Genomic DNA, 20,315 nt, shown 5'->3' with positions numbered 1-20,315 from the left:
AGTGGACCTTAACGCTTCGAGTACTGAGGCGCCTTACGGGCCTTCTTGAGTCCGGCCTTCTTGCGCTCCTTGACGCGAGCGTCGCGCGAGAGGAAGCCGGCCTTCTTCAGGGTCGGACGGTTGTTCTCCGCGTCGATGCCGTTGAGGGCACGGGCGATGCCGAGACGCAGGGCGCCGGCCTGGCCGGAGTCGCCACCACCCGAGATGCGGGCGATCACGTCGTAGGCACCGGCGAGGTTCAGCGCGGTGAACGGGTCGTTGATGAGCTGCTGGTGCAGCTTGTTCGGGAAGTAGTCCTCGAGCGTGCGGCCGTTGACCGTGATGGTGCCCGAGCCGGGAACCAGACGCACGCGGGCGATGGCCTGCTTGCGACGGCCGACAGCGGCGCCGGGGACGCTCAGCACGGGGCGGGGAGCCGCCTCGACCGCGTCGGTCTCCGGGGTCGACGTCGAGAAGTTCTGGAGGTTTTCGGTGGAGTCCTGGATGTCAGCCACGAGTATGTCCTTAGTCTGTACGGCGCTTACTGGGCGACCTGGTCGAGGGTGTACGGCTGGGGCTGCTGCGCGGCGTGCGGGTGCTCGGCACCGGCGTACACCTTCAGCTTCGACAGCTGCTGGCGGCCCAGGCTGTTCTTCGGGAGCATGCCACGGATGGCCTTCTCCACGGCGCGGACCGGGTTCTTCTCGAGGAGCTCGGCGTAGCTGACGGCCTTGAGGCCACCCGGGTAGCCGGAGTGGCGGTACGCCATCTTCTTCTGGAGCTTCTGACCGGTGAGCGCGACCTTGTCGGCGTTCACGATGATGACGAAGTCACCCGAGTCGATGTGGTTGGCGAAGGTCGGCTTGTGCTTGCCACGCAGGAGCGTCGCCGCGTGCGAAGCCAGACGGCCGAGAACGACGTCGGTGGCGTCGATGACGACCCAGTCGCGCTGGACTTCGCCAGCCTTGGGGGTGTAAGTGCGCGTCACGATAGTGCTGCTTTCTTGTCGAACGGAGGTGTTCGTGAATCCCACTCCGGGGTGGTTCTTCCCTACGGGGAGGAACACGCCAGTGGAGGGCTCACGTTCGGATGTGCGTCTTCCCCGCAGGACAGGGAAGGGCACCAAAGAGTCAGCATACGCCACCGGAACGGCATTCCCAAACCCGCCGGCGTCCGGACTCAGTCCGGGCGGACCGTCACGAGGATCGGGCGGTGGTCGCTGGAACGCTGCGGCAGCGTGGTGATGCGCTCGATCTCGAAGCCGGACGACGTCGCGAAGTCGTAGTGCCCGCGGAAGACGCGGTAGCGCGTGTAGGTGTGGTCGTCGCTGAGGGAGAGCGCGTAGCCCTGGTCGCGCACGGCCTGCCCGAGGTTCTCCTTGAACACGGGGTAGTTGTAATCCCCCACCATGAGCTGCGGCAGCCCCTCGCCCAGCGTCGCGAGCTCGGCGAGCGCCGCACGGATCTGATGCCGCCGCAGCGAGTTCAACGCCGTCAGGGGCGCGGCGTGGAAGGACGCGACGATGAACTCGCCGCCGTCGTCGATGTCGCGCAGGCGCGCGCCGAGCACGCGCTCGTGCGCCGGCTTCGCGATGCGATCGTGCAGCGACTTCTTCAGGCCCAGCGTGCGGATGCCCTGCAGGCGGTAGGTGCTCTCGCGATAGAAGAGCGCGAGACCGAGGCGGTTGCCCTGCGTCGCATCCGCCAGCACGAGACCGCCGATCCGGTCCGGCAGCTCCGGGACGTCGCACTCCTGCAGGCAGAGGATGTCGGGATCATGCTCATCGACGAGCGCCGCGAGCTCGCCGGCGGCCCGGTGCTTGCGCAGGTTGTAGGAGATGACCTTCATGATCGTCCCCACGCTACCCGCCCCATCTGTGCCCCGGCTCCGGATCCGGACGATCAGTCGGTCTCGTGGTCCCGGCGGGCGCGGGTCTGGGCTGCCCGCGCGGCGAGGAGGTCGTCGGCGGGGTATCCGACCTCGGTGAGCGTGAGCCCGCGGGCGGCGAGCACCTTGAACTCGCTGGTCCGCGTGAGGGCATCGCGGAGCACGACGAGGTCGCCCACGTCGAGGCGCCCCTCCCCCACCGCCGCGCAGGCGCCGACGAGGGCCCGCACCATGCTGTGGCAGAACGCGTCGGCCTTCACCTCCGCGACGAGCACCCCGTCCGCGTCCCGCTGCCACCGGTAGTCGAGCAGCGTGCGGATGGTCGTGGCCTCCTCGCGCGGCTTGCAGTAGGCGGCGAAGTCGTGCAGACCGATGAGGGTCCGGGCGGCGGCGTCCATGGCCTCGGCGTCCAGCCGACCGCGGATCGTCGTGGTGTCGAGACGCCGTAGCGGGTCATAGCCGGCGAGGTCGTCGGCGAGCCGGTACCGATAGCGTCGCCAGACCGCGGAGAAGCGCGCGTCGAAGCCCTCGGGGGCGAGGGAGGAGCGAACGACCGTCACGTCGGGGTAGGCGCCGAGCACCCCGCGCATGCGCGCCGCGATGCTGCCCGCGGGATCCTCGGCGGCGCGGCCGTGTCGTGCCTGGATCCGGGCCCACTGCGCCTCGTCGAGATCCACGTGCGCGACCTGTCCGCTCGCATGCACGCCGGCGTCCGTCCGTCCGGCGACGACGAACCGCACGTCGGAGCCGACGATCCGGGCGAGCGCCGCCTCCAGCGTCCCCTGGACCGTGCGGAGCGTGGGCTGCGTGGCCCACCCGCGGAAATGGGTGCCGTCGTAGGCGATGTCGAGCCGGATGCGCACGAGGCCAGCCTAGGACAGCCGCGCGCGCACCCTGCGCCTCAGATGCCGCCGTCGACCGAGCGGATCATCGCGCCCGGCTCCTCCGGCACCATCACCTCGGTCTCCCGGTTCAGGCTCTCGCCCCGGAAGAACCGCTTCGACCGCGGGAAGAGGTACCAGAGGAACATCAGGACGAGGCCGATCGCCAGCGACCCGATGCCGATCACGAACGTGCCGCCGATGCCGAAGAGCACGGTGTAGCCGTAGTCGACATCCCACATGTCGGTCGCCGACTGCACGAACGCGCCGGTCAGCAGCAGCGCTCCGAGCAGCGGGAAGATGCCCTTGAAGAACAGGTCGCGGGTCGAGCGGCGCAGGTCGGCACGGAAGTACCAGACGCAGGCGAAACCGGTGATGGCGTAGTAGAACGCGATCGCGAGGCCCAGCGAGAGGATCGAGTCCTGCAGGATGTTGTCGCTGATGAGGGTCATGCCGACGTAGTAGAGGGAAGCCACCACGCCCATGACGATGGTCGAGAACGACGGCGTCTTGTAGACCGGGTGCACGTCCTTGAACTTCGCCGGGAGCGCCCGGTACACGCCCATCGCGAGCGTGCCGCGGGCGGTCGGGAGGATGGTCGTCTGGGTGGACGAGATCGCCGAGATGATGACCGCGACCACCAGCACCCAGCCGAACGGTCCGAGCAGCCCGTCCTTGATGGCCAGGAAGAAGTCGTCGGCGTTGGCCTCGTTGCCGAGTCCCGTGCCGTCCTCGCCGAGTCCGGCGTACATCATCGCGGCGATCGTCACCGCGACGTACGTCACCAGGAGGATGACGCACGTGAGCACCGCGGCGCGGCCGGGGATGCGCTTCGGGTCCTTCGTCTCCTCGTTGAGGGCGAGGCAGGTGTCCCATCCCCAGTAGATGAAGAGCGCGAGGAGGATCGCCTCGGTGAAGCCCGACCAGTCGGTGAAGCCGAAGGGGTTCAGCCACTCCCACGAGAACGGGGTGGCGTCGGGGGCGTCGCCCGTGAAGAACTGCCAGAGGGCGGCCACGATGAAGATCGCCAGCGCGAGGTACTGGATCGCGAGGAGCACGTTCTGGATGCGCTCGCCGATCTCGACCCCGCGCCAGCTCACCCAGGTCATCGCCGCGATGAAGAGAACCGCCACGACGACGACGCGCCAGTCGTTGTTCTCGAGGTCCTGCCCCATCAGCGACCAGAAGTACACGGAGGCGATCTGCGCGAGGTTCGCGAGCACGACCATGCCGGCGACCGCGACGCCCCAGCCGCCCATCCAGCCCACCCACGGCCCGAAGGCCTTGCTGCCCCAGGTGAACGTGGTGCCGCAGTCGGGGACGGCGTTGTTGAGCTCGCGATAGGCGAAGGCGATCAGCAGCATCGGCACGAAGGCGATGATGAAGGCGATCGGCGCCTGCGCGCCGACGGCGAGCACGACGAAGCCGAGCGTCGCGACGAGCGAGTAGACGGGGGCCGTGGAGGCGAGCCCGATGACGGTGGAGCCCCACAGGCCGAGGGTGCCTGCGGCCAGGCCCTTGCCGTCGGGGCGTTCGAGGTGGATGGGCGTCGTTGCCATGTCCTGAACAGTACGGCTCGCCGCGGTATCCCGTCAATCCTTTTGTTTCTGCAACGGAATCCATGCGTCGCGTTCAGATACGCGAAGGATTCCGTGGGTCAGTCGCGACCGAGCATTCCGTCGGCGTGCGCCGCGACCCACTCCATCAGCGGAAGCATCCGCTCCATCAGGTCACGCCCGAGAGGCGTGAGGCTGTACTCGACATGCGGCGGCACCGTCGGCAGCGACTCCCGATGCACCAGGCCGTCGTCGGTGAGGGTCCGCAAGGTCGACGCGAGCATCTTCTCGCTGATGCCGTCCACCTCCCGACGCAGCTCGCCCCAGCGCCGCGTGCCGTCGGAGAGACAGGAGAGTACGAGCACGCCCCACTTGCTCATGATGTGGTCGAGGATGACGCGTGTCCCGCATCCCTGATCGAAGAGAGCGGGCTGGGAATCGCGGATCTGCGCAAAACTCACCGTCATGTGGGTACCTTACCGAAAAGTGGGTACCCGCCGAAAGGAATGCGGAGCACGGCTGCCGGGGTTGTCCGGGGAGTCAGCAACGAAAGGACTCCCATGACCATCCTCGTCACCGGTTCGACCGGTCACCTCGGCCGCCTCATCGTCGCCGCCCTGCTCGCGCGCGGCGTCGACCCGCAGACGATCCGCGCCGGTGCGCGCGACCTCGCCAAGGGGGCCGACCTCGGCGTGCCCGTCGTCCGTCTCGACTACACCGACCCGGCGTCGGTCGCGGCGGCGCTCGACGGCGTGGACACCGTCGTGCTCGTCTCCGGCTCGGAGGTGGGCCAGCGCGTCGCGCAGCATCAGGCGGTCATCGAGGCCGCGAAGGATGCCGGGGTGTCGAAGTTCGTCTACACGAGCGCTCCGAAGGCCACCACGAGCTCCCTCGTCCTGGCTCCCGAGCACAAGGCCACCGAGGAGCTCATCGCGGCCGCAGGTCTTCCCGCGGTGATCCTCCGCAACAACTGGTACACCGAGAACTACGCCGCCGACCTGGCTCGTGCAGCGGAGACCGGCACCCTCAGCGCCGGCACCGGAGAGGGCCGCGTCGCCTCCGCCAGCCGGAAGGACTACGCCGAGGCCGCCGCCGTCGGCGCCACCGAGGACGGACACCTCGGTGCGGTCTACGAGCTCGGCGGGGACGTCGCATGGACCTACGCCGACCTCGCCGCCGCGATGACCGAGGTGACGGGCCGCGAGGTCGTGTTCGTCCCGCTCTCCGCCGACGAGCAACTCGCCGCGCTCCGCGCGGCCGGCCTCGACGAGGGCACCGCCGGATTCGTCGTCGCCCTGGACGCCGGTATCCGCGACGGCGCCCTGGCGGACACCGACGGCACCCTCCGCCGCCTCATCGGCCGCCCGACGACCCCGCTCGTCGAGGGCCTCCGCGCCCTGGTGTGATGCGAGGAGCGCCGCCGTCACGAACGGCGGCGCTCCCCCGGCTCCGGCTCCACGGCGCTCTGCACGTAGGCGACGGTGAGGGTGAGGCTCCCGCGGCGCAGGCCTTCGGCCCGCAGCACCACGTCCACGGCGTCACGGGCATGCCGTAGCGTCGCGACGCTGCGCACCCGCCCGTCGACGCCGATCGCCGCCTCCACCGCCACGCCGTCCGCTCCGGCGGCGACGGACACGATCGGTTCGACTCCGCGCTCGTTCCCCCACGCCGACGCACCCGCACGCAGGAGGTTGGAGACGAGGGAGCCCGATCGGTATACGCCGCGCACCCCGGAGCAGGCGCGCAGCGCCGCCTCGATCCGGAGCGCGAGACCCGCGCGCTCCTCCTTCGACAGCTCGGTGCCGGTCATCATGCCCCCTCCCTGACGTCGGTGATCGCGACATCGATGGCCACGACCTGCAGCTCGGTATGACGACGCAGCCGGGCCTCCACCTCCGCGCGCAGCCGGTCGGCCACGCGACGGAGAGGGTCGCCGAGGCGCACGCTCGCGTCGATCGCCACCCGCACCGGCGCTCCGGGCTCTGTGACATCGCCCTCCAGCCGGCACCGGCCGACCAGCACGCCGGGGACGGCCTCCTCCGCGGCACGGACCAGTCCGCGCACGGCGCCTTCGGTGATCGCCAGCTCCACGTCCGGATCATCGTAGGCGAAGGGGATGCGGCGCCCCGCCTGGGCGTCCATCGCGATGCCGCTGAGGATCCTCTCCACCCAGCTCTCGTCCGCGGCAGACGCGGAGGAGACATCCTCATCCATCAGGGCGCTGCCCAGCCCGCGCAGCCTCTCCAGGGCATCGAGCGCGAGCTGGCACCCCGGCGACTCCTCGATGGCGGGATTCCGCGGGGTGCGGCCGGAGTCCAAGTAGTCGCTGAGCTCCTCGATCGTGTGCCCGTCGAGGTCGGCGGGCTCCAGGCCGAGGCGGCGCAGCTGGTCGTCCTCGTGGTGATCGGTCATCGCCACGCCTCCATCCGTGTGATCAGGAACCGTCGCGCGCGGGACAGCAGTCCGCGCACCGTGCTGACGGGGATGCCGAGCTCCTCGGCGATCTCGTCGTAGCTGTAGCCGGCCAGCTCCCGCAGCACCCAGCATTCGCGCTGGGCCTCCGGGAGTTCGCGCAGGGCCGCGCCGAGGGCCTCGACGCCCGCTCTCGCCTCGACGACCGCATGGGGCGATGCCTGCGGCGGCGCGGGTCGGTCGATCTCGTCCACGTCGAGCGCGGGACGCGTCCGGCGCAGCCGATCCACCGCCTTGCGGCTCACGATCCGCATGAGCCAGCTCTTGACCTTCGCGGGGTCCTCCAGCTCACCGAACCGCTGCCATGCCGTCACGAACGCGTCCTGCACGATGTCATCGACCTCCGCCGACGCGTTGAGCATCCGCTGCGTGTAGGCCCTCATCATCGGCGTGTACCTGCGCACGAGCACCGCGAACGCGGCGACGTCGCCGTCCATCGCGCGACCGGCGACGATACGGTCTCCGGCCTGCTCCAGCGCCTCACCCCAGCGATCGGCTGCCATTCCCCCACCCCTCGTTCACGGTTCCCCGGACGTTCGGAGCCCGCGCCGCATCGGATCGGATCGACCCTCTGCGCGCGGGCGGAGGAGACGCCCCTCCGGGCGCCTCCTCCCCTTCCGTCACTTGGTGAACGTGTCCTTGACATCCTCGGCCGCGTTCCTGACATCGCCCTTGGCCTGCTCGGCCTTGCCCTCGGCGACGAGCTTGTCGTTGTTCGTGACCTCGCCGACGACCTCCTTGGCCTTGCCTGCGACCTTCTCGGCTGCGGCCTTGATCTTGTCCTCCGCGCTCATGGCGCCTCCTTTCCTCACACGACCCCGACGGTCGGGGTCGATGTCTGTGTGCTGTGCGGCTCACGCGCCGCCGTGCTCTGTCCGGCCACCAGCGAACGGCGCATCCGCTGCCGGGAGCGGAAGAGTTCCCGCCAGCCGCGGTCCGCGATGTGCACGACGACCGGCATCCGCGTCCCGGTGACGGCGTCCCACTCCTGCACGACCGCATCGGCGGCGGCGAGCACCTGCCCCAGGGCCGCGCCGGGGCGTGGAGTGACCACGAGGCCGAGAGCGATCTCGCGGCCGGCCTTCCGGCTCGTCACCCGGGCGGCCAGCACGTCCGCTCGATCGGCGAGGGGGGCTGCGAGCAGCTGCTCCGCCACACTCCGGTCGACGGTGGTCGTGCCGCCCTCACCGGCGAGCCGGAGAAGGGTGCGCTCCCGCCGCGGCCTGCGGGTGAGCAGGAACGCGAGGAGGAGGACGACGAGCAGCACCGCGGCGGCGAGCCCCGCGAGCGCCCACAGCGGCACGAAGCCCGCACCGGGGATGTCGAGGCCCCAGGCCCCCGACCACGCCACGACACCGTCGGCCTCGGCGAGCACATCCTCGGCGGGGGCCGGAAGCGCCCCCGCGCCCCGCAGTCCCGCAGCGAGGAGGACGACGCCCCCGCCCAGAAGCATCGCGGCTCCTCCGAGGAGGACGATCCGGTTCGCGACGGTCCCTGCCGACGTCATGCGATCACTCCTTCCCGCGCCACCTGCACCCGCGGCGAGAGCCGGAATCCGGTCTCGTCCAGCACGCGCAGGGCCGCGTCTCCCGCGGCGGCCGCATCCACCGGGACCCCGCTCGTGGGCGTGACCCGGATCAGCACCGTGCGTCGTCCGACGGTCACGCGCACCTGGCCGCGTGGCACGCCGATCCGGCGCGCGGTGCCGTCGGCGATGGCGTCGGCGAGCACCCCGTCGTCGATCACGAGCGCGGCCCGTGCGGCGAGCCGCGTGCGACGGGCCCGCCGACCGGGAAGCACGGCGAGTCCGAGGAGGAGCAGCGCCACGACCACGAGCACGGCCCCGGCGGCGATCATCACCGCAGGCGCCGCGGCGGAAGCCGTGACGGGCGTGAGCCATCCGGTGACCTGCGCGCGGAACCCCGCGTCGAGAGTCCCGGCGACCATCGCGCCCAGCAGAGCGAGGAGGAGCACCGCGAGGACGACCGCGAGCGCGATCGCCGGGCCCCGGCGCGTCGCCCTCGCCTCTCGACGAAGCAGTCGCCGCGACGTCGTCGTGTTCGCCGTCATGCCACTCTCCTCTCGTCCTCACGCCGGACTCCGGTGAAACGCACGTCCACCGCTCCCACGCGGCGGGCCGCCAGCTCGCGCATGCCGCGGACGACCGCGTCGCGCACGGCGTCGGCGCGGACCGCCACGGGACCGCCCCCGCGGCTCCCCAGGACGACCGGGACCGCCACGGAGACCCGCAGGTCGCCGCGGCTGTCGGCGAGGTCGACGCTCGCGTCTCCCGCGCCGACTCCGGCGACATCGCGGACGATCCCCAGCGCGAGCCGATGCAGCGCCCGGGCCTCGACGACCGTGGCCCCCGCCACGGTCGTCGGCCCGTCCGTCACTGCGACGCTCATGAGGACGATCGCCGCCCGCGCACCACGTCGGCGAGCGCCCGCACGTCCAGGCGACCGTCGACGATGCGGCCGACGACCGCACCGACGAGCATCGCGAGGGTGACGAGCAGGAACGCCCAGAACCCCCAGACGATCCAGGTCAGCGCGAGCACCGTCGCCGCAGCTCCGCCGATCACCGAGGCGTTCACTGGACTCGCGCCTCCGGAGCCTCGTCGTCGTCCTCGGAGGGGATGTGCACGTCGTTGACGGTCACGTTCACCTCGGCGACCTCCATGCCCACCAGCTCCACCATGGCCCGGTGGATCGCGGCCCGCACCTGGTCGGCCACCTTCTGCAGGGACACCGGGTACTCCGCCACGATCGTCACGTCGACGGCCACCTGCGTCTCGCCCACCTCGACGCTGATCCCCTGCGCGAGGTCGGTCGTGTTGAGGGCGTCGCGGATGGCGCCCATCATGCGTGCGGCGCCGCCGCCGAGCGCGTAGACCCCGTCCACCTCTCGTGCCGCGATGCCGGCGATCTTCGCGACCACCGCATCCTCGATCGTGGTCTTCCCCGCCGCCCCCTGCGACGCCGGAACGACCTGAGCCTTGGGCTGGGTGCCCCCAGTCACGTTCGCCATCTCGAGCTCCTTCATCCGTGTGACCACGCGGTTCCCGCGCGGGCCGTGTTCTCACGACACCACTAAGACGGTCGGGGAGCACAGAATGTCACAAACTTCTCCGAACGAATTTCGGCTCGCCTCTCGGCAGCACCTCTCAGTGCACTCCAAGGTTCAGAGTGCAAAGTTGCACTTTATGGAGAACAGTGCAGAGTCCACCCGGGAGCAGCGCAAGCGTCGGACCACGCGCGCGCTCACCGAAGCCGCGCGCCGCTTGACCACCGAGCGGGGCTTCGCGGGCTTCACCGTCGAGGAGCTGTGCGCCGACGCCGGGGTCTCGCGGCGCACGTTCTTCAACTACTTCGAGAGCAAGGAGAACGCGGTCTTCGGCTTCGCCGTCATCGACTCCCGCCAGGAGGAGCTCGAAGCGGCCTTCCTCGACCGCGAGGGCGATCTCCTGGACGACTTCGTGCAGCTCACCATCGAGCGGTTCGCCCTCTTCGATCCCATCGAGCACGCCGCGGAGCTGTTCGCCGTCATCGAGCAGGAGCCGCGGCTGCTGCGGGCCGCCTTCGAGCAGCAGGAGAAGCACGAGCGCCGCGACATCGCCCTCGTGGCCCGCCGCATCGGCGCGGAGCCGGACGCGGAGCTGCGCGCGGAGGTGCTCGTCCACTCCGTCGGCGCGCTCGTGCGCCTGTGCATGGAGCAGCTGCTGCACCACCACTCCACCGAACCGTTCGCCGACCTCATCACCCGCCGGCTGCGCCTCGCGCGCGACCTCTACTCCCCTTCACAGAAAGCCCACTGATGTCCGCCACCGCCACCGCGGATGCGCCCTTCCTCCTGACGAAGCGCCGCATCTGGATCATCTTCAGCGCCCTGATCGCGGGCATGCTGCTCGCGAGCCTCGACCACACGATCGTGTCGACCGCGATGCCCACCATCGTCGGCCAGCTCGGCGGCGTCGACCATCAGGTGTGGATCACCACGGCCTACCTGCTCGCCACCACCATCGTCATGCCGATCTACGGCAAGTTCGGCGACGTGCTGGGCAGGCGGTCGCTGTTCCTCGTCGCCATCGCCCTGTTCACGCTCGCCTCGGTCGGCTGCGCTTTCGCGTCGGACTTCTGGATGTTCGTCGTCTTCCGCGCCCTCCAGGGTCTCGGCGGCGGCGGGCTCATGATCCTCTCGCAGGCGATCATCGCCGACATCGTGCCGGCCAACGAGCGCGGCAAGTACATGGGCCCGCTCGGTGCGGTGTTCGGCCTCTCCGCGGTCGCCGGACCGCTCCTCGGCGGCTTCTTCGTCGACCACATGACCTGGCAGTGGGCGTTCTACATCAACATCCCGGTCGGCATCGCGGCGTTCCTCATCGCCCTCGTAGCGCTGAAGCTCCCCAGCAAGAAGGCGGAGAAGCCGATCGACATCCTCGGCGTGCTCTTCCTGTCCGCTGCCACGACGTGCCTCATCTTCTTCACCGACTTCGGCGGCGACGCCGCGTTCGGCTGGGATTCCCTGGCGACCTGGGCCTGGGGCGCCGGCCTCGTGGTGTCGGCGACGGCGTTCGTCATCACCGAGTCGCGCGTGCAGGACCCGATCATCCCGCTCAGCCTCTTCCGCAACCCGATCTTCGTGAACGCCACCGCGATCGGCCTCGTCCTCGGCATCGGCATGTTCGCGGCGATCGGCTTCGTCCCGACATTCCTGCAGATGTCGTCCGGAACGTCCGCCGCCGCGTCGGGGCTGCTGATGATCCCGATGATGGTGGGCCTCATGGGGACCTCGATCTTCTCCGGCATCGCGATCTCGAAGACCGGGAAGTACAAGATCTACCCGATCCTCGGCACCATCATCACCGGCATCGCGATGGTCGCCATGACCACTCTGTCGGCGGAGACGCCGATCTGGCTGATCTGCGCGTTCCTGTTCGTCTTCGGCGCCGGGCTCGGCCTCATCATGCAGGTCGTCGTGCTCGTCGTGCAGAACGCCGTCCCGGCAGGCGAGATCGGCACCGCCACGAGCACGAACAACTACTTCCGCGAGGTCGGCGCCTCGCTGGGGACCGCGGTGTTCGGCACGATCTTCACCACGCGGCTGACGGAGAACCTCCTCGGTGTGTTCGCCGGCGCCGGGGCATCCCCCGAGGCCGCGTCCCAGGCCGCGTCAACGATCGACCCCGCCACGCTGAACAGCCTGCCGGACGAGGTGCGCGACGGCATCGTCACGGCGTACGCGGACGCGCTCGCCCCGGTGTTCTGGTACCTCGTGCCCTTCATCGCGCTCGCGCTCATCCTGTCGCTGTTCCTCAAGCAGATCCCGCTGTCGGATCAGGCCGGTCTCGTGGCCCGCGGTGAGGCGATCAGCGGCGAGGAGGCCGAGCGTCTGGAGGCGGAGCTCCGCACGGCCGGGCGCGTCGATCCCGGACGCACGGACGCCGAGCCGGGAGAGACCGGCTCGGCGCCCACAGGCAGGTAGCCCGCACTAGGGGAGGTCGGCGACGTCGACGTCGTCGTCGTCCTCCCCGCCGCCCGTCGCCGGGAGCTCATCGGGCTCGGGGTCGTGATCAGTGGTGACGAAGTCGGGGTCGACGCCGATGGCTTCGATCTCCTCCTGGTTGTCCTGGCTGTTCGACGTGTCGGACATGGCGCCTCCTGACGTTGGGGATCCGGACGGCCAGTCTGGGCGGGCGGGCTGCCGGGGCCGAGGGGGTTGACACGGCGTGTCGCCGCCCGGCGCCCGCGCCGCGCGGGCGGAGCCGTCACACTGGAGGTGCCCGCCATCCCCCTTCGAGGAGCACCCGTGATCGACGCCGCACCGCACCGTTCCGCCTGGCGGCGCTTCTGGGATCGCGGAGGCTGGTGGCGCGCCCTCCTGCTCGCGGCGGTGTACTACGGCCACTATCAGCTGTTCTCGCTCGCCTTCCTCCCGCTGGCCGCGCAGGTCGACGACCCGGCCAGCGCAGCCGGCGTCCTCGTCTACGACGTCCTTCCGATCCTCGTCGGGGGTCTCCTGCTCATCGGGTTCATCGCCTCGGTCGGGTGGCGGCGCCCCGTGTTCGGGCGCCAGCCGATCCGGGGAGCGGGATGGATGTGGATCGCGATCGTCGCGGTCCTGCTGTTCAACGTCCTCCGCTTCCTCACGATCGACTATGGCAGCGTCGGGTTGGATGTTGTCGCGACCTGGCTGCTCGCGGGACTCGCCATCGGCTTCGCGGAAGAGGTCCTCACCCGCGGCCTCGTCGTGAAGATGATGCGGGACGCGGGGGCGCGCGAGCTCGTCGTCGCGGTGATCTCTGCGGCGATCTTCGCCGCTCTTCACGCCGGCAACCTTCTGACCGGGCAGAACCTCCTCGCGACGCTCTTCCAGCTCGTGTACACGTTCGCGTTCGGCATCTGCATGTACCTCGCGCTCCGCGTCACCCGGACCATCGTCGCCCCGATCCTCCTGCACGCAAGCACCGACCCGAGCATCTTCCTGCAGACGCTGCACCCCGCCGAGGGTGGGCTGACGGCGTTCGCGGCTCTGGGGAACATCGTGGTGGTCGTCGTGGGTCTCGTGCTGATGATCTTCATCCGCGGTCGCGTCCGCACCTCCGCACCCGACGCCTTCGCCCCTCAGCGCTGACAGCGCGCGTCACCCCGCACGCCAGACGGCGTGGGTGCCGACCGCCGCGATCGCGAACACCAGCACGGCCACCCGGTGCGCGTCGCCGACGGCCAGGGCCGCATCGGAGGCACCGATGAGGTCGTCGGCGACACCGGCCACCATCGTCCGCGACACGACGGCATCGTCCATCTCGGCCACGCCGTCCGCGAGCCATCCCCTGACGAGCCGGAGGCTTCTCGGCCGGAGCTCGACCCCGAGAGGGACCGCAGGACAGCTCAGCACGTCGGCGACGGTCACGCCGTGCCGCCGCAGCCCGGCGAGGGCCCCGGCGAGGGCGCCGGTCAGCAACGCGCGCCCGTACCCTTCGGCGACCAGCACGTCCCACGACTCCTGCGGCGCGAGCGTCTCCAGCCCGAGGCAATGACCGCGCCCGTCGGCGACAGCTTCCTCCAGGGCGCGCCGGGCGTCCCGGAACACGATGCTCGCACGGCGATCGGGCGCAGACACGGCAGACCTCGTCCCTCGATGCCCGCCATCTCGGTGGCCGGCTGGGTGGCCGACGCGTCACACACTCTAAGACGCTCCGCGCGGGTGAGGACGGTATCCCGGCACGGAGGCCGGAGACGACAAAACCCCCGGGAGGTTCCGGGGGTTTCATTCTGTAGCAGGAGCGGGGCTTGAACCCGCGACCTCACGATTATGAGTCGTGCGCTCTCACCAACTGAGCTACCCTGCCGCACGGCATCCGCATCGCAGATGCGAACTCCGAGCCCCGAGTCAGGATTGAACTGACGACCCCTTCCTTACCATGGAAGTGCTCTGCCACTGAGCTATCGGGGCGTGCTGCCCCTCGCGGGGCAACCACACGAGAATACCATCACTGTGGCGTCCTCATGAAATCGAGACGGTCACTCCTCCGAGGTGAGCGACGTGCGTCCGGCGTTCTTCTTGAGCCACGGCATCGGGTCGATGGTCGTCCCGTTCACGATGAGCTCGAAGTGCAGGTGCGCCCCGTAGGAGCGGCCGGTGTTACCGGTCTTGCCGACGATGTCGCCGACCTTGACCTTGTCGCCCGCCTTCACCTGCAGCGAGCCGTACTGCATGTGCGAGTAGTGGCTCGTGATGACCGAGCCGTCGATGACGTGGTCGATGTAGACCGTGACACCGTAGGCGGCGCCCTGCTCGGTCGCGATGCGGACGGTGCCGTCGGCGATCGCCTGGATGGGCGCACCGTTGCCCGGCACGAAGTCGATGCCCTCGTGGAGGCGGCCGCTGCGCATGCCGTAGCCGTAGCTCATGCCCACTCCGACGAGGAACGGCCACTGGATGGCGGCGTCCGGGTCGTTCGTGAAGATCTCGCCGGAGTAGTTGATGCCCTGCTCGGCCGCGACCTCGACGAGCGAGACCGTGCTGAAGTTGTCGGCGCGCGAGAGCGGCTCGTTCTGCACGCCCGACGGCGCGACGAAGGCCTGGATCTCGTCGTCCGCCGAGCCTGCCGCATCGGCGGCAGCCGCCGTGACGAGGGACGTCGAGGCGAGCGATCCGCCCTGGGCGGCCGCGACGGCCTCCGCGGGCAGGGTCATGGACACGGCCAGGAGTCCGGCGAGCCCCATCGCGCCGACGGTGGCACCGGCGGCGAGGGTCTTGCGGATGCGGCGGGTGCGGCGAGGACCGACGGCCGCGAGGCCGGCGGTGCCGATGTTCGGCGCGGTCTGCGATGCGGCGTTCGCGACGAAAGCCGAACGGCGGGACGCCGACGGCGTCGGGATGGAGCCGGTCTCACGGAAGGCGCGGGAGGCGCGCTCGAAGGCGTCGCCCTCGGCGTCAGCCTCGGCGACGAAGGGCTCGGATGCCGGGGCGATGTCCTCGACCGGGACCGTGTCTTCGGACTTCTCGACGATCTCGGCGACGACGGGCACCGCGGGGACATCGGCGATGGCGGGTGCAGCCGCGGCGATGAAGGGCTCCTCGGGTGCGACCGGCACCGGGGGCACCTCGGCCTGGCGCTGACGCGCGGCGCGACGGGACAGGGGGATGACAGCAGCGAGGGCGATCACGGTCTCCGCGTCAGCGAGGGGTGCCGTCGACCCGCTCGCCGAGGCCTCGGAGGCCGCAGTGCGAGGGCGGCTGGACCGGCGCGTGGGCGCAGCGGCAGCCTGGGGGTTCTCGAAGGGCAAAGCTAATCTCTCGGTCGTTCGTGATGCTCGGGGGCGCAATGACAACTCTCACCTTCGGGTGGTGAAAGTAACGATCGGGTAAACACTACCCCGATCCTCCTGTGAAAGCCATGGATCGGTCAGGGTTTTTCCTCATCGAGGATATCCCGGAGTCGGTCGTGCACGGTCACGCCACCCGCGATCAGGAAGGGCCGCGGCGATTCCCGGTCGATCCGGCTCACGCGCCCACCCGCTTCCTGGACGAGCAGGGCACCCGCCGCGTGATCCCACGGTTTGAGGCCGCGCTCGAAGTATCCGTCCAGTCGGCCCGCCGCCACGTAGGCCAGGTCCAGGGCCGCCGAACCCATACGGCGGAGATCCCGGGCGATGGGCATCACCCGGCGGACCGTCGCGAGGTCGCCGTCGTGCGTCGCCGGGTCGTAGCCGAACCCGGTCGCCAGGAGTGCCCCGGCGTCGGTCACCGCGGTCACCGCGAGCCGGACGCCGTCCGACCAGGCACCGTGCCCGCGAGCGGCCGCGAAGGTCTCGCCGATGGCGGGCGCGTGCACGGCGGCGGCCAGCGCCTCCCATGCGTCGGGCTCCGGAGGGCCGCTGACGGCCGCGATGCTCACGTTGTACGCGGGGATGCCGTAGGCGTAGTTCACCGTGCCGTCGATGGGGTCGACCACCCACGTGATGCCGCTGTCGCCGGTGGCCGCCCCCGACTCCTCGCCGAGGAAACCGTCCGCCGGCCGCGCCGCGCGCAGTCGCTCGCGGATGAGCGCCTCCACCTCGCGGTCCGCCTCGGTCACGATGTCGGCGAGCGTCGACTTGGTCGCCGCGAGCCGGACGCCCTCCCGGCGTCGGGTACGGGCGAGCGCACCCGCCTCCTCGGCGATCTCCGTCGCCAGCGCGCTGAGCTCGAGAGCGTCGATCACAGCGCCGGGTGCGAGGGTGCGGGCGGCGGCGGCGGGAAGGCCGGGGGCTCACCCTGGGTGGGCGGAGCGGGCTGCGGCGGCGCCGGCTGCGCAGGTGCCGACGAGGGCGACGCCGGCTGCGGCGGCGCCGGCAGGTCGGGCGCGGGAGGCACAGGGCCAGGAGCGGGAGGCGCCGCGAAGTCCGGAAGGGCCGGAGCCGTCGGCGCCAGGGGGCGGGGTCGCCACGGGGAACCCCGCGGCGGGCGCCTGACCCAGGGCCTGGGGAGCCGTCGAGGGGTACCCCGTGTAGAACGCATTCCAGTCCGGGCTCCCGTCCGGAAGGACCGGGAGGGGCGTGATCCCGTCGGCGTAGGTCGGCCAGGACGGCGCGGAGGCGACCGGCCGGGCGGCAGGAGCCTTCTTCGGCGCGAACAGGGCGTTGAGCAGCGGAATGAGCGTGGTGCCGACGGCGACGAGGATCGTGAGGGCGACGACGATGCGCCAGTACAGCTCGGTGTAGTCGAAGGTGTTGGGGAACGCGAGGAAGAAGACCAGCAGGGCGACGAGGGCGCCGAGGAAGACGATCGTCACGATGTGGATCACCTTCGTGAAGGTCGTGACATGGCGCTGCGCGGCACGGGTGAAGAGCCGCACATGGAGCAGTGCGAGCTGCAGGATCCCGATCACGAGCAGCAGCTGGAAGAAGCGCTCCGCGCCGAAGTAGAGCCCGTCTTCCGGGAGCCAGATCTTCACGAGGCCGACGAGGAGCGCGATGACCCAGGAGACCATGCTCGCGAGCTGGAGCCAGTCCGGCCGGTTCGGCGCGAGGCCCGCCTCGAGGATGGCGATCCCGGCGAAGGCGGCGAGCAGGAGGATCGTGAGGAAGGCGCGACCGATGAGGCCGTTCTGATCACCGACCAGGACCCACACGACGCAGACCAGAGCCGCGGCGATGAGGGCGCCGATCGCGACCCACAGCGAGCCCCTGATGAGCAGCGACATGTTCTTCTTGTCACCCTGCGGCTGCAGCCGGGCGGTGTCCGGATGGGACATGGGGATCCTCTCGTCGAGCGGCGATGCCTTCATCCTGCCACGCGCGGGCCCGCTTGTTCCGGCTTCCCTCGAGTGCGAAGGAGATCGGGGACCGACCGAGGTCTGGGGAGGAAGGGTCAGCCGGCCTTCTTCGCGGAGGCCGCCGCGAAGGCCGCGACCCGCGCCTGTGCGTCCGGGGTCTCCAGGGCGGCGCCGATGGACCGGGCCTCCTCGCTCAGCTGCTCGGCGAAGGTGCGCTCCGGCTGCGACCGCACCAGCCGCTTGGCCTGCCCGTACGCGTCGGCGGCACCGGCGAGCCAGAACCGCGCGACCTCCTCGGCCCGCGCACGGACCCGGTCGGCCTCCGTCCTGCCGTCCTCGCCCTCCACGACCTCGGCCACCAGACCCCAGTCGAGAGCCTCCGCGGCCGTGAGCAGCCGGTCCTGCAGCACGAGCTGGAGGGCACGGCGCTGACCCACGGCCCGCGCGAGCTGCGCCGACACGGAGAGGTCGGGCGTGAGGCCGATGTTCGCGTACAGGCTCCCGAGCTGCGACCGCGAGCCCACCACCGCGTAGTCCGTGGCGAGCAGGATGCCGAGTCCGCCACCGGCCGTCGTCCCGTGCGCCGCGGCGACCACGGGGACGCTCGACTCCGTGAGCGCGCGGATCCCCGTGTTGATGACCTCCGCCAGCGCGGTGATCTCCGCCCCGGACGACCCCATGGTCGTCGCCATGTCGATCACGTCACCGCCCGCGCAGAACGCCGGTCCCGCCGCGTCGATGAGGATGGCCTGCACGTCGTCGCGCGACGTCGCCTCGACGGTCGCATCCCGCCAGGCGTACGCCAGATCGGCGTTGAAGGCGTTGAGGCGGGTCGGACGGTTGAGCGTGAGCCGCGCCATCCCCTCGTCGACGGCGAACAGGATGGCATCACTCATGGCTTCTCCTTCGAGCACAGGCGGATGCCTCCAGGTTAGTCGCGCTCAGGCGCCCTCCCAGACGCGAGCCACGAACCGCTCCATCCGCCGCCGGGTGCCATCGAGCCGGAAGTCGACCTGTCCCGCCGCCCGGATCTCGTTCGGTGCGAGCGGATGCGCCAGGCGCACGTTCTCGTGGCAGGACAGATCGGCGCAGATGTAGGTGCCGACCGAGTCGCCGCGCTCCCCCGCCTCTCCCGTGCGTCGCGCCGCGAACAGCGCCACCTGGTTGCCCGGCTGCATCGTGTGGCAGATGTTGCACATGCCCGAGCGCCCGCGCCCTGGTTCCGACGCCCGCAGCACCACGCCGACCACGCGTCCCTCGTGCGGGATGAGGACGTAGCCGCGCTTGCCGGCGCTCGGGTCGCGCCAGGCGAAGAAGTCGAGGTAGTCCCAGTCCACGAGGAGGAAGTCGTGCGGCATCTCTATGACGCGCAGCTCGTCGGCGTCCGCGTTCACGAACGAGGCCCGGACGTCGGCTTCGGTGAGAGGTCGCATCGCTCCAGTCTAGGAACTCGGCGCGGAGGTGAGGCCGGGAACGGGAGAAGCCCCCGCGAGCGGGGGCTTCCGTGGTGGCGAGTGAGGGATTCGAACCCCCGAAGTCGAAGACGGCTGATTTACAGTCAGATCCCTTTGGCCACTTGGGTAACTCGCCAGAGCGCACCCGTCCGACTTGAACAGCCAACCGGGGGCACGAAGAACAATCATACCTGCCGGATGCGGGCGCGAGAAATCGAGGCGTCAGCTCCCGTGCACGCCGCGGTCGGCGGCGGCCAGCGACTCCGGTGTGCGCAGCAGCCCGCCCTCGGCGCGGCAGGTCGCGGCGGCCACATCCATCGCGCGCTCGAGCAGGGCGGACCATCCTTCGACCGCCTTCGGGGCCCCGTCCACCAGTCCGGCGGCGACGGCGGCGAGCGTCGCGTCCCCCGCGCCCACGGTATCGACCACCCGACCCGGCAGCGCCGAGATGGGGGCCGAGACCGACCCGGCGTCCGATTCGAGCACGGCGCCGTCCGCTCCGGCCGTCGCCAGCACCGCCGTGACGCCGAGGCCCCGGAGCCGCGCGCGCAGGGTGTCGAGGTCGCCGTCATAGAGCACGTCGGCATCGTCGGCGCCGACCTTCACCAGGTCCGCCCGCGCGGCCAGCCGCTCGAAGCCGCGGACGAACTCCTCGCGGTCGGACAGCATCCCGGTGCGGGGATTCGGGTCGATCGCCAGCCGCGCGCCCTCCACCGCGGCGGCGAGGGCCTCGACCTCGGCCGGGACATCGAAGGGGAAGCAGCTCACCGCGACGATGTCCGCGCCGGCGATGGCAGCCTTCGCCTCGTCGGAGTACCGGACGGTCCGCTCCTGGGCCGCGCGGTTGAAGACGTAGCTCGGCTCGCCGTTCGCGGTCCGGGTCACGACGGCCCGCGACGACCCGTGCGGTGCCGCGCTCGCGATCAGCCGCACGCCGTGATCGGCCAGATACTCGCGGATGTGCGCGCCGGCGACGTCCTCCCCCACCATCGCGATGAGCGTCGTGGGGATTCCGAGCCGGCGCAGCCCCACCGCGACGTTCAGGGCGGCTCCGCCGACGAACTCGCGGACGCCGGCCTCATCCCGGATCTCGTCGATCAGGGCGTCTCCGATGACGACGGCCGCGCCGCCGGGGGAAGTCTCAGTGGTCACTCGCCGACCCTACCGCCCCGCCCCGGTCACAGCTTCGGAGATGACACCCGACACCCCGATGGATGAGCCCCACCGGCGGCGCGCCGCGCCGGATCTCCGAAGCTGTGCACACCCGACCGCGCCGAGGGACGACGAAGGCCCCGGGGAGAACCCCGGGGCCTTCGTTCACTCA

General features: G+C 70.7%; 27 protein-coding genes and 3 tRNA genes. 4 read left to right on the top strand and 26 right to left on the bottom strand.

The features are described 5' to 3' along the window. Nucleotides 1-8: 8 nt before the first annotated feature. From rpsI to IZR02_RS03770, 6 genes are all read right to left on the bottom strand, one after another. Nucleotides 9-494, bottom strand: coding sequence for a 30S ribosomal protein S9 (gene rpsI, locus IZR02_RS03795; protein ID WP_025104384.1), 486 nt, complete (start codon nt 492-494; stop codon nt 9-11). Nucleotides 495-520: 26 nt separating this feature from the next. Continuing rightward, entirely contained in the window at nt 521-967 is a 447-nt protein-coding gene (gene rplM, locus IZR02_RS03790) for a 50S ribosomal protein L13 (protein WP_025104385.1), read from the bottom strand. 191 nt (nt 968-1,158) lie between these two features. Next, entirely contained in the window at nt 1,159-1,827 is a 669-nt protein-coding gene (locus IZR02_RS03785; protein ID WP_025104386.1) for an endonuclease/exonuclease/phosphatase family protein, read from the bottom strand. A 53-nt stretch (nt 1,828-1,880) separates the two neighbouring features. Further along, nucleotides 1,881-2,729, bottom strand: a complete 849-nt coding sequence (gene truA / locus IZR02_RS03780) for a tRNA pseudouridine(38-40) synthase TruA (protein WP_025104387.1) — start codon at nt 2,727-2,729, stop codon at nt 1,881-1,883. 38 nt (nt 2,730-2,767) lie between these two features. Continuing rightward, entirely contained in the window at nt 2,768-4,306 is a 1,539-nt protein-coding gene (locus IZR02_RS03775) for an APC family permease (RefSeq protein WP_025104388.1), read from the bottom strand. Between the two features lie 98 nt (nt 4,307-4,404). Further along, entirely contained in the window at nt 4,405-4,770 is a 366-nt protein-coding gene (locus IZR02_RS03770) for a winged helix-turn-helix transcriptional regulator (protein WP_025104389.1), read from the bottom strand. Nucleotides 4,771-4,863: 93 nt separating this feature from the next. Between IZR02_RS03770 and IZR02_RS03765 the strand changes: the two genes are divergently transcribed. Beyond that, nucleotides 4,864-5,709, top strand: a complete 846-nt coding sequence (locus IZR02_RS03765; protein ID WP_025104390.1) for an SDR family oxidoreductase — start codon at nt 4,864-4,866, stop codon at nt 5,707-5,709. Nucleotides 5,710-5,726: 17 nt separating this feature from the next. Here the strand turns inward: IZR02_RS03765 and IZR02_RS03760 are convergent, their stop codons facing one another. The 9 genes from IZR02_RS03760 to IZR02_RS03720 all read right to left on the bottom strand — a co-directional run bounded on the left by IZR02_RS03760 (nt 5,727) and on the right by IZR02_RS03720 (nt 9,805). Further along, entirely contained in the window at nt 5,727-6,116 is a 390-nt protein-coding gene (locus tag IZR02_RS03760; protein ID WP_231729403.1) for a hypothetical protein, read from the bottom strand. Further along, nucleotides 6,113-6,715 carry a hypothetical protein gene (locus IZR02_RS03755; RefSeq protein ID WP_025104392.1) on the bottom strand — a complete coding sequence of 201 codons (603 nt, stop codon included), beginning with the start codon at nt 6,713-6,715 and terminating at the stop codon, nt 6,113-6,115. Before IZR02_RS03755 ends, IZR02_RS03760 begins: the two co-directional genes overlap by 4 nt. Continuing rightward, nucleotides 6,712-7,278 carry an RNA polymerase sigma factor gene (locus IZR02_RS03750; protein ID WP_025104393.1) on the bottom strand — a complete coding sequence of 189 codons (567 nt, stop codon included), beginning with the start codon at nt 7,276-7,278 and terminating at the stop codon, nt 6,712-6,714. Before IZR02_RS03750 ends, IZR02_RS03755 begins: the two co-directional genes overlap by 4 nt. 117 nt (nt 7,279-7,395) lie before the next feature. Next, nucleotides 7,396-7,569: a CsbD family protein gene (locus IZR02_RS03745; protein ID WP_025104394.1), complete on the bottom strand. Its 174-nt coding sequence runs from the start codon at nt 7,567-7,569 to the stop codon at nt 7,396-7,398. 14 nt (nt 7,570-7,583) lie between these two features. Continuing rightward, nucleotides 7,584-8,282, bottom strand: coding sequence for a hypothetical protein (locus tag IZR02_RS03740; RefSeq protein WP_025104395.1), 699 nt, complete (start codon nt 8,280-8,282; stop codon nt 7,584-7,586). Next, nucleotides 8,279-8,845 (bottom strand): hypothetical protein, encoded by a 567-nt coding sequence (locus IZR02_RS03735; RefSeq protein ID WP_025104396.1) that lies wholly within the window; start codon nt 8,843-8,845, stop codon nt 8,279-8,281. Before IZR02_RS03735 ends, IZR02_RS03740 begins: the two co-directional genes overlap by 4 nt. After that, nucleotides 8,842-9,183 carry a hypothetical protein gene (locus IZR02_RS03730; RefSeq protein WP_029989602.1) on the bottom strand — a complete coding sequence of 114 codons (342 nt, stop codon included), beginning with the start codon at nt 9,181-9,183 and terminating at the stop codon, nt 8,842-8,844. The genes IZR02_RS03735 and IZR02_RS03730 overlap by 4 nt, the downstream gene beginning before the upstream one ends. Beyond that, a complete protein-coding gene (locus tag IZR02_RS03725) occupies nt 9,180-9,371 on the bottom strand; it encodes a DUF2273 domain-containing protein (RefSeq protein ID WP_025104398.1) in 192 nt (63 codons plus the stop codon). Before IZR02_RS03725 ends, IZR02_RS03730 begins: the two co-directional genes overlap by 4 nt. Next, on the bottom strand, nt 9,368-9,805 hold the full coding sequence (locus IZR02_RS03720; protein WP_025104399.1) for an Asp23/Gls24 family envelope stress response protein: 438 nt from the start codon (nt 9,803-9,805) through the stop codon (nt 9,368-9,370). The genes IZR02_RS03725 and IZR02_RS03720 overlap by 4 nt, the downstream gene beginning before the upstream one ends. Nucleotides 9,806-9,980: 175 nt before the next feature. On the opposite strand from IZR02_RS03720, the gene IZR02_RS03715 reads away from it, so the two are divergent. Together IZR02_RS03715 and IZR02_RS03710 are read left to right on the top strand one after the other, a co-directional pair. Further along, complete coding sequence (locus tag IZR02_RS03715; RefSeq protein ID WP_025104400.1) at nt 9,981-10,592, top strand: TetR family transcriptional regulator; 612 nt, start codon at nt 9,981-9,983, stop codon at nt 10,590-10,592. Continuing rightward, nucleotides 10,592-12,259: an MDR family MFS transporter gene (locus IZR02_RS03710; protein WP_025104401.1), complete on the top strand. Its 1,668-nt coding sequence runs from the start codon at nt 10,592-10,594 to the stop codon at nt 12,257-12,259. The genes IZR02_RS03715 and IZR02_RS03710 overlap by 1 nt, the downstream gene beginning before the upstream one ends. Before the next feature lie 6 nt (nt 12,260-12,265). On the opposite strand, the gene IZR02_RS03705 is transcribed toward IZR02_RS03710, so the two are convergent. Then, nucleotides 12,266-12,427, bottom strand: a complete 162-nt coding sequence (locus IZR02_RS03705) for a hypothetical protein (RefSeq protein WP_157524002.1) — start codon at nt 12,425-12,427, stop codon at nt 12,266-12,268. 156 nt (nt 12,428-12,583) lie between these two features. Here IZR02_RS03705 and IZR02_RS03700 point away from each other — a divergent pair, with 156 nt between their 5' ends. Beyond that, nucleotides 12,584-13,408 carry a CPBP family intramembrane glutamic endopeptidase gene (locus tag IZR02_RS03700; RefSeq protein WP_231729400.1) on the top strand — a complete coding sequence of 275 codons (825 nt, stop codon included), beginning with the start codon at nt 12,584-12,586 and terminating at the stop codon, nt 13,406-13,408. Between the two features lie 9 nt (nt 13,409-13,417). Here the strand turns inward: IZR02_RS03700 and IZR02_RS03695 are convergent, their stop codons facing one another. From IZR02_RS03695 to IZR02_RS03650, 10 genes are all read right to left on the bottom strand, one after another. After that, nucleotides 13,418-13,897, bottom strand: coding sequence for a hypothetical protein (locus IZR02_RS03695; protein ID WP_025104403.1), 480 nt, complete (start codon nt 13,895-13,897; stop codon nt 13,418-13,420). Nucleotides 13,898-14,052: 155 nt separating this feature from the next. Then, nucleotides 14,053-14,126, bottom strand: a tRNA-Met gene (locus IZR02_RS03690). Between the two features lie 32 nt (nt 14,127-14,158). Then, nucleotides 14,159-14,230: transfer RNA gene (locus tag IZR02_RS03685), tRNA-Thr, on the bottom strand. A gap of 68 nt (nt 14,231-14,298) precedes the next feature. After that, nucleotides 14,299-15,447, bottom strand: coding sequence for a M23 family metallopeptidase (locus IZR02_RS03680; RefSeq protein ID WP_231729399.1), 1,149 nt, complete (start codon nt 15,445-15,447; stop codon nt 14,299-14,301). Between the two features lie 239 nt (nt 15,448-15,686). Continuing rightward, nucleotides 15,687-16,481, bottom strand: coding sequence for an inositol monophosphatase family protein (locus tag IZR02_RS03675; RefSeq protein WP_025104405.1), 795 nt, complete (start codon nt 16,479-16,481; stop codon nt 15,687-15,689). 51 nt (nt 16,482-16,532) lie between these two features. Continuing rightward, the gene (locus IZR02_RS03670; RefSeq protein WP_217316569.1) at nt 16,533-17,516 is read right to left on the bottom strand and encodes a hypothetical protein; all 984 of its coding nucleotides are present in this window, start codon (nt 17,514-17,516) and stop codon (nt 16,533-16,535) included. A 116-nt stretch (nt 17,517-17,632) separates the two neighbouring features. Next, complete coding sequence (locus IZR02_RS03665) at nt 17,633-18,433, bottom strand: enoyl-CoA hydratase/isomerase family protein (protein WP_025104407.1); 801 nt, start codon at nt 18,431-18,433, stop codon at nt 17,633-17,635. A 45-nt stretch (nt 18,434-18,478) separates the two neighbouring features. After that, on the bottom strand, nt 18,479-18,970 hold the full coding sequence (locus IZR02_RS03660; RefSeq protein WP_217316568.1) for an FBP domain-containing protein: 492 nt from the start codon (nt 18,968-18,970) through the stop codon (nt 18,479-18,481). 72 nt (nt 18,971-19,042) lie between these two features. Beyond that, a tRNA-Tyr gene (locus tag IZR02_RS03655) sits at nt 19,043-19,127 on the bottom strand. A gap of 86 nt (nt 19,128-19,213) precedes the next feature. Further along, the gene (locus IZR02_RS03650; protein ID WP_025104409.1) at nt 19,214-20,143 is read right to left on the bottom strand and encodes a PfkB family carbohydrate kinase; all 930 of its coding nucleotides are present in this window, start codon (nt 20,141-20,143) and stop codon (nt 19,214-19,216) included. Nucleotides 20,144-20,315 lie beyond the last annotated feature (172 nt).

The organism is Microbacterium paraoxydans (assembly GCF_019056515.1).
Lineage (GTDB): Bacteria > Actinomycetota > Actinomycetes > Actinomycetales > Microbacteriaceae > Microbacterium.
The sequence above is the reverse complement of the archived record's forward strand: the minus strand, read 5'-3'. Positions and strand labels throughout refer to the sequence as shown.

Excerpts from the sequence above, each read along its gene's own strand:
- IZR02_RS03785 (WP_025104386.1), bottom strand. The coding sequence starts at position 1,827 with ATGAAGGTCATCTCCTACAACCTGCGCAAGCACCGGGCCGCCGGCGAG.
- IZR02_RS03775 (WP_025104388.1), bottom strand. The coding sequence starts at position 4,306 with ATGGCAACGACGCCCATCCACCTCGAACGCCCCGACGGCAAGGGCCTG.
- IZR02_RS03770 (WP_025104389.1), bottom strand. The coding sequence starts at position 4,770 with ATGACGGTGAGTTTTGCGCAGATCCGCGATTCCCAGCCCGCTCTCTTC.
- IZR02_RS03765 (WP_025104390.1), top strand. The coding sequence starts at position 4,864 with ATGACCATCCTCGTCACCGGTTCGACCGGTCACCTCGGCCGCCTCATC.
- IZR02_RS03760 (WP_231729403.1), bottom strand. The coding sequence starts at position 6,116 with ATGATGACCGGCACCGAGCTGTCGAAGGAGGAGCGCGCGGGTCTCGCG.
- IZR02_RS03755 (WP_025104392.1), bottom strand. The coding sequence starts at position 6,715 with ATGACCGATCACCACGAGGACGACCAGCTGCGCCGCCTCGGCCTGGAG.
- IZR02_RS03750 (WP_025104393.1), bottom strand. The coding sequence starts at position 7,278 with ATGGCAGCCGATCGCTGGGGTGAGGCGCTGGAGCAGGCCGGAGACCGT.
- IZR02_RS03745 (WP_025104394.1), bottom strand. The coding sequence starts at position 7,569 with ATGAGCGCGGAGGACAAGATCAAGGCCGCAGCCGAGAAGGTCGCAGGC.
- IZR02_RS03740 (WP_025104395.1), bottom strand. The coding sequence starts at position 8,282 with ATGACGTCGGCAGGGACCGTCGCGAACCGGATCGTCCTCCTCGGAGGA.
- IZR02_RS03735 (WP_025104396.1), bottom strand. The coding sequence starts at position 8,845 with ATGACGGCGAACACGACGACGTCGCGGCGACTGCTTCGTCGAGAGGCG.
- IZR02_RS03730 (WP_029989602.1), bottom strand. The coding sequence starts at position 9,183 with ATGAGCGTCGCAGTGACGGACGGGCCGACGACCGTGGCGGGGGCCACG.
- IZR02_RS03720 (WP_025104399.1), bottom strand. The coding sequence starts at position 9,805 with ATGGCGAACGTGACTGGGGGCACCCAGCCCAAGGCTCAGGTCGTTCCG.
- IZR02_RS03715 (WP_025104400.1), top strand. The coding sequence starts at position 9,981 with ATGGAGAACAGTGCAGAGTCCACCCGGGAGCAGCGCAAGCGTCGGACC.
- IZR02_RS03710 (WP_025104401.1), top strand. The coding sequence starts at position 10,592 with ATGTCCGCCACCGCCACCGCGGATGCGCCCTTCCTCCTGACGAAGCGC.
- IZR02_RS03705 (WP_157524002.1), bottom strand. The coding sequence starts at position 12,427 with ATGTCCGACACGTCGAACAGCCAGGACAACCAGGAGGAGATCGAAGCC.
- IZR02_RS03670 (WP_217316569.1), bottom strand. The coding sequence starts at position 17,516 with ATGTCCCATCCGGACACCGCCCGGCTGCAGCCGCAGGGTGACAAGAAG.
- IZR02_RS03665 (WP_025104407.1), bottom strand. The coding sequence starts at position 18,433 with ATGAGTGATGCCATCCTGTTCGCCGTCGACGAGGGGATGGCGCGGCTC.
- IZR02_RS03660 (WP_217316568.1), bottom strand. The coding sequence starts at position 18,970 with ATGCGACCTCTCACCGAAGCCGACGTCCGGGCCTCGTTCGTGAACGCG.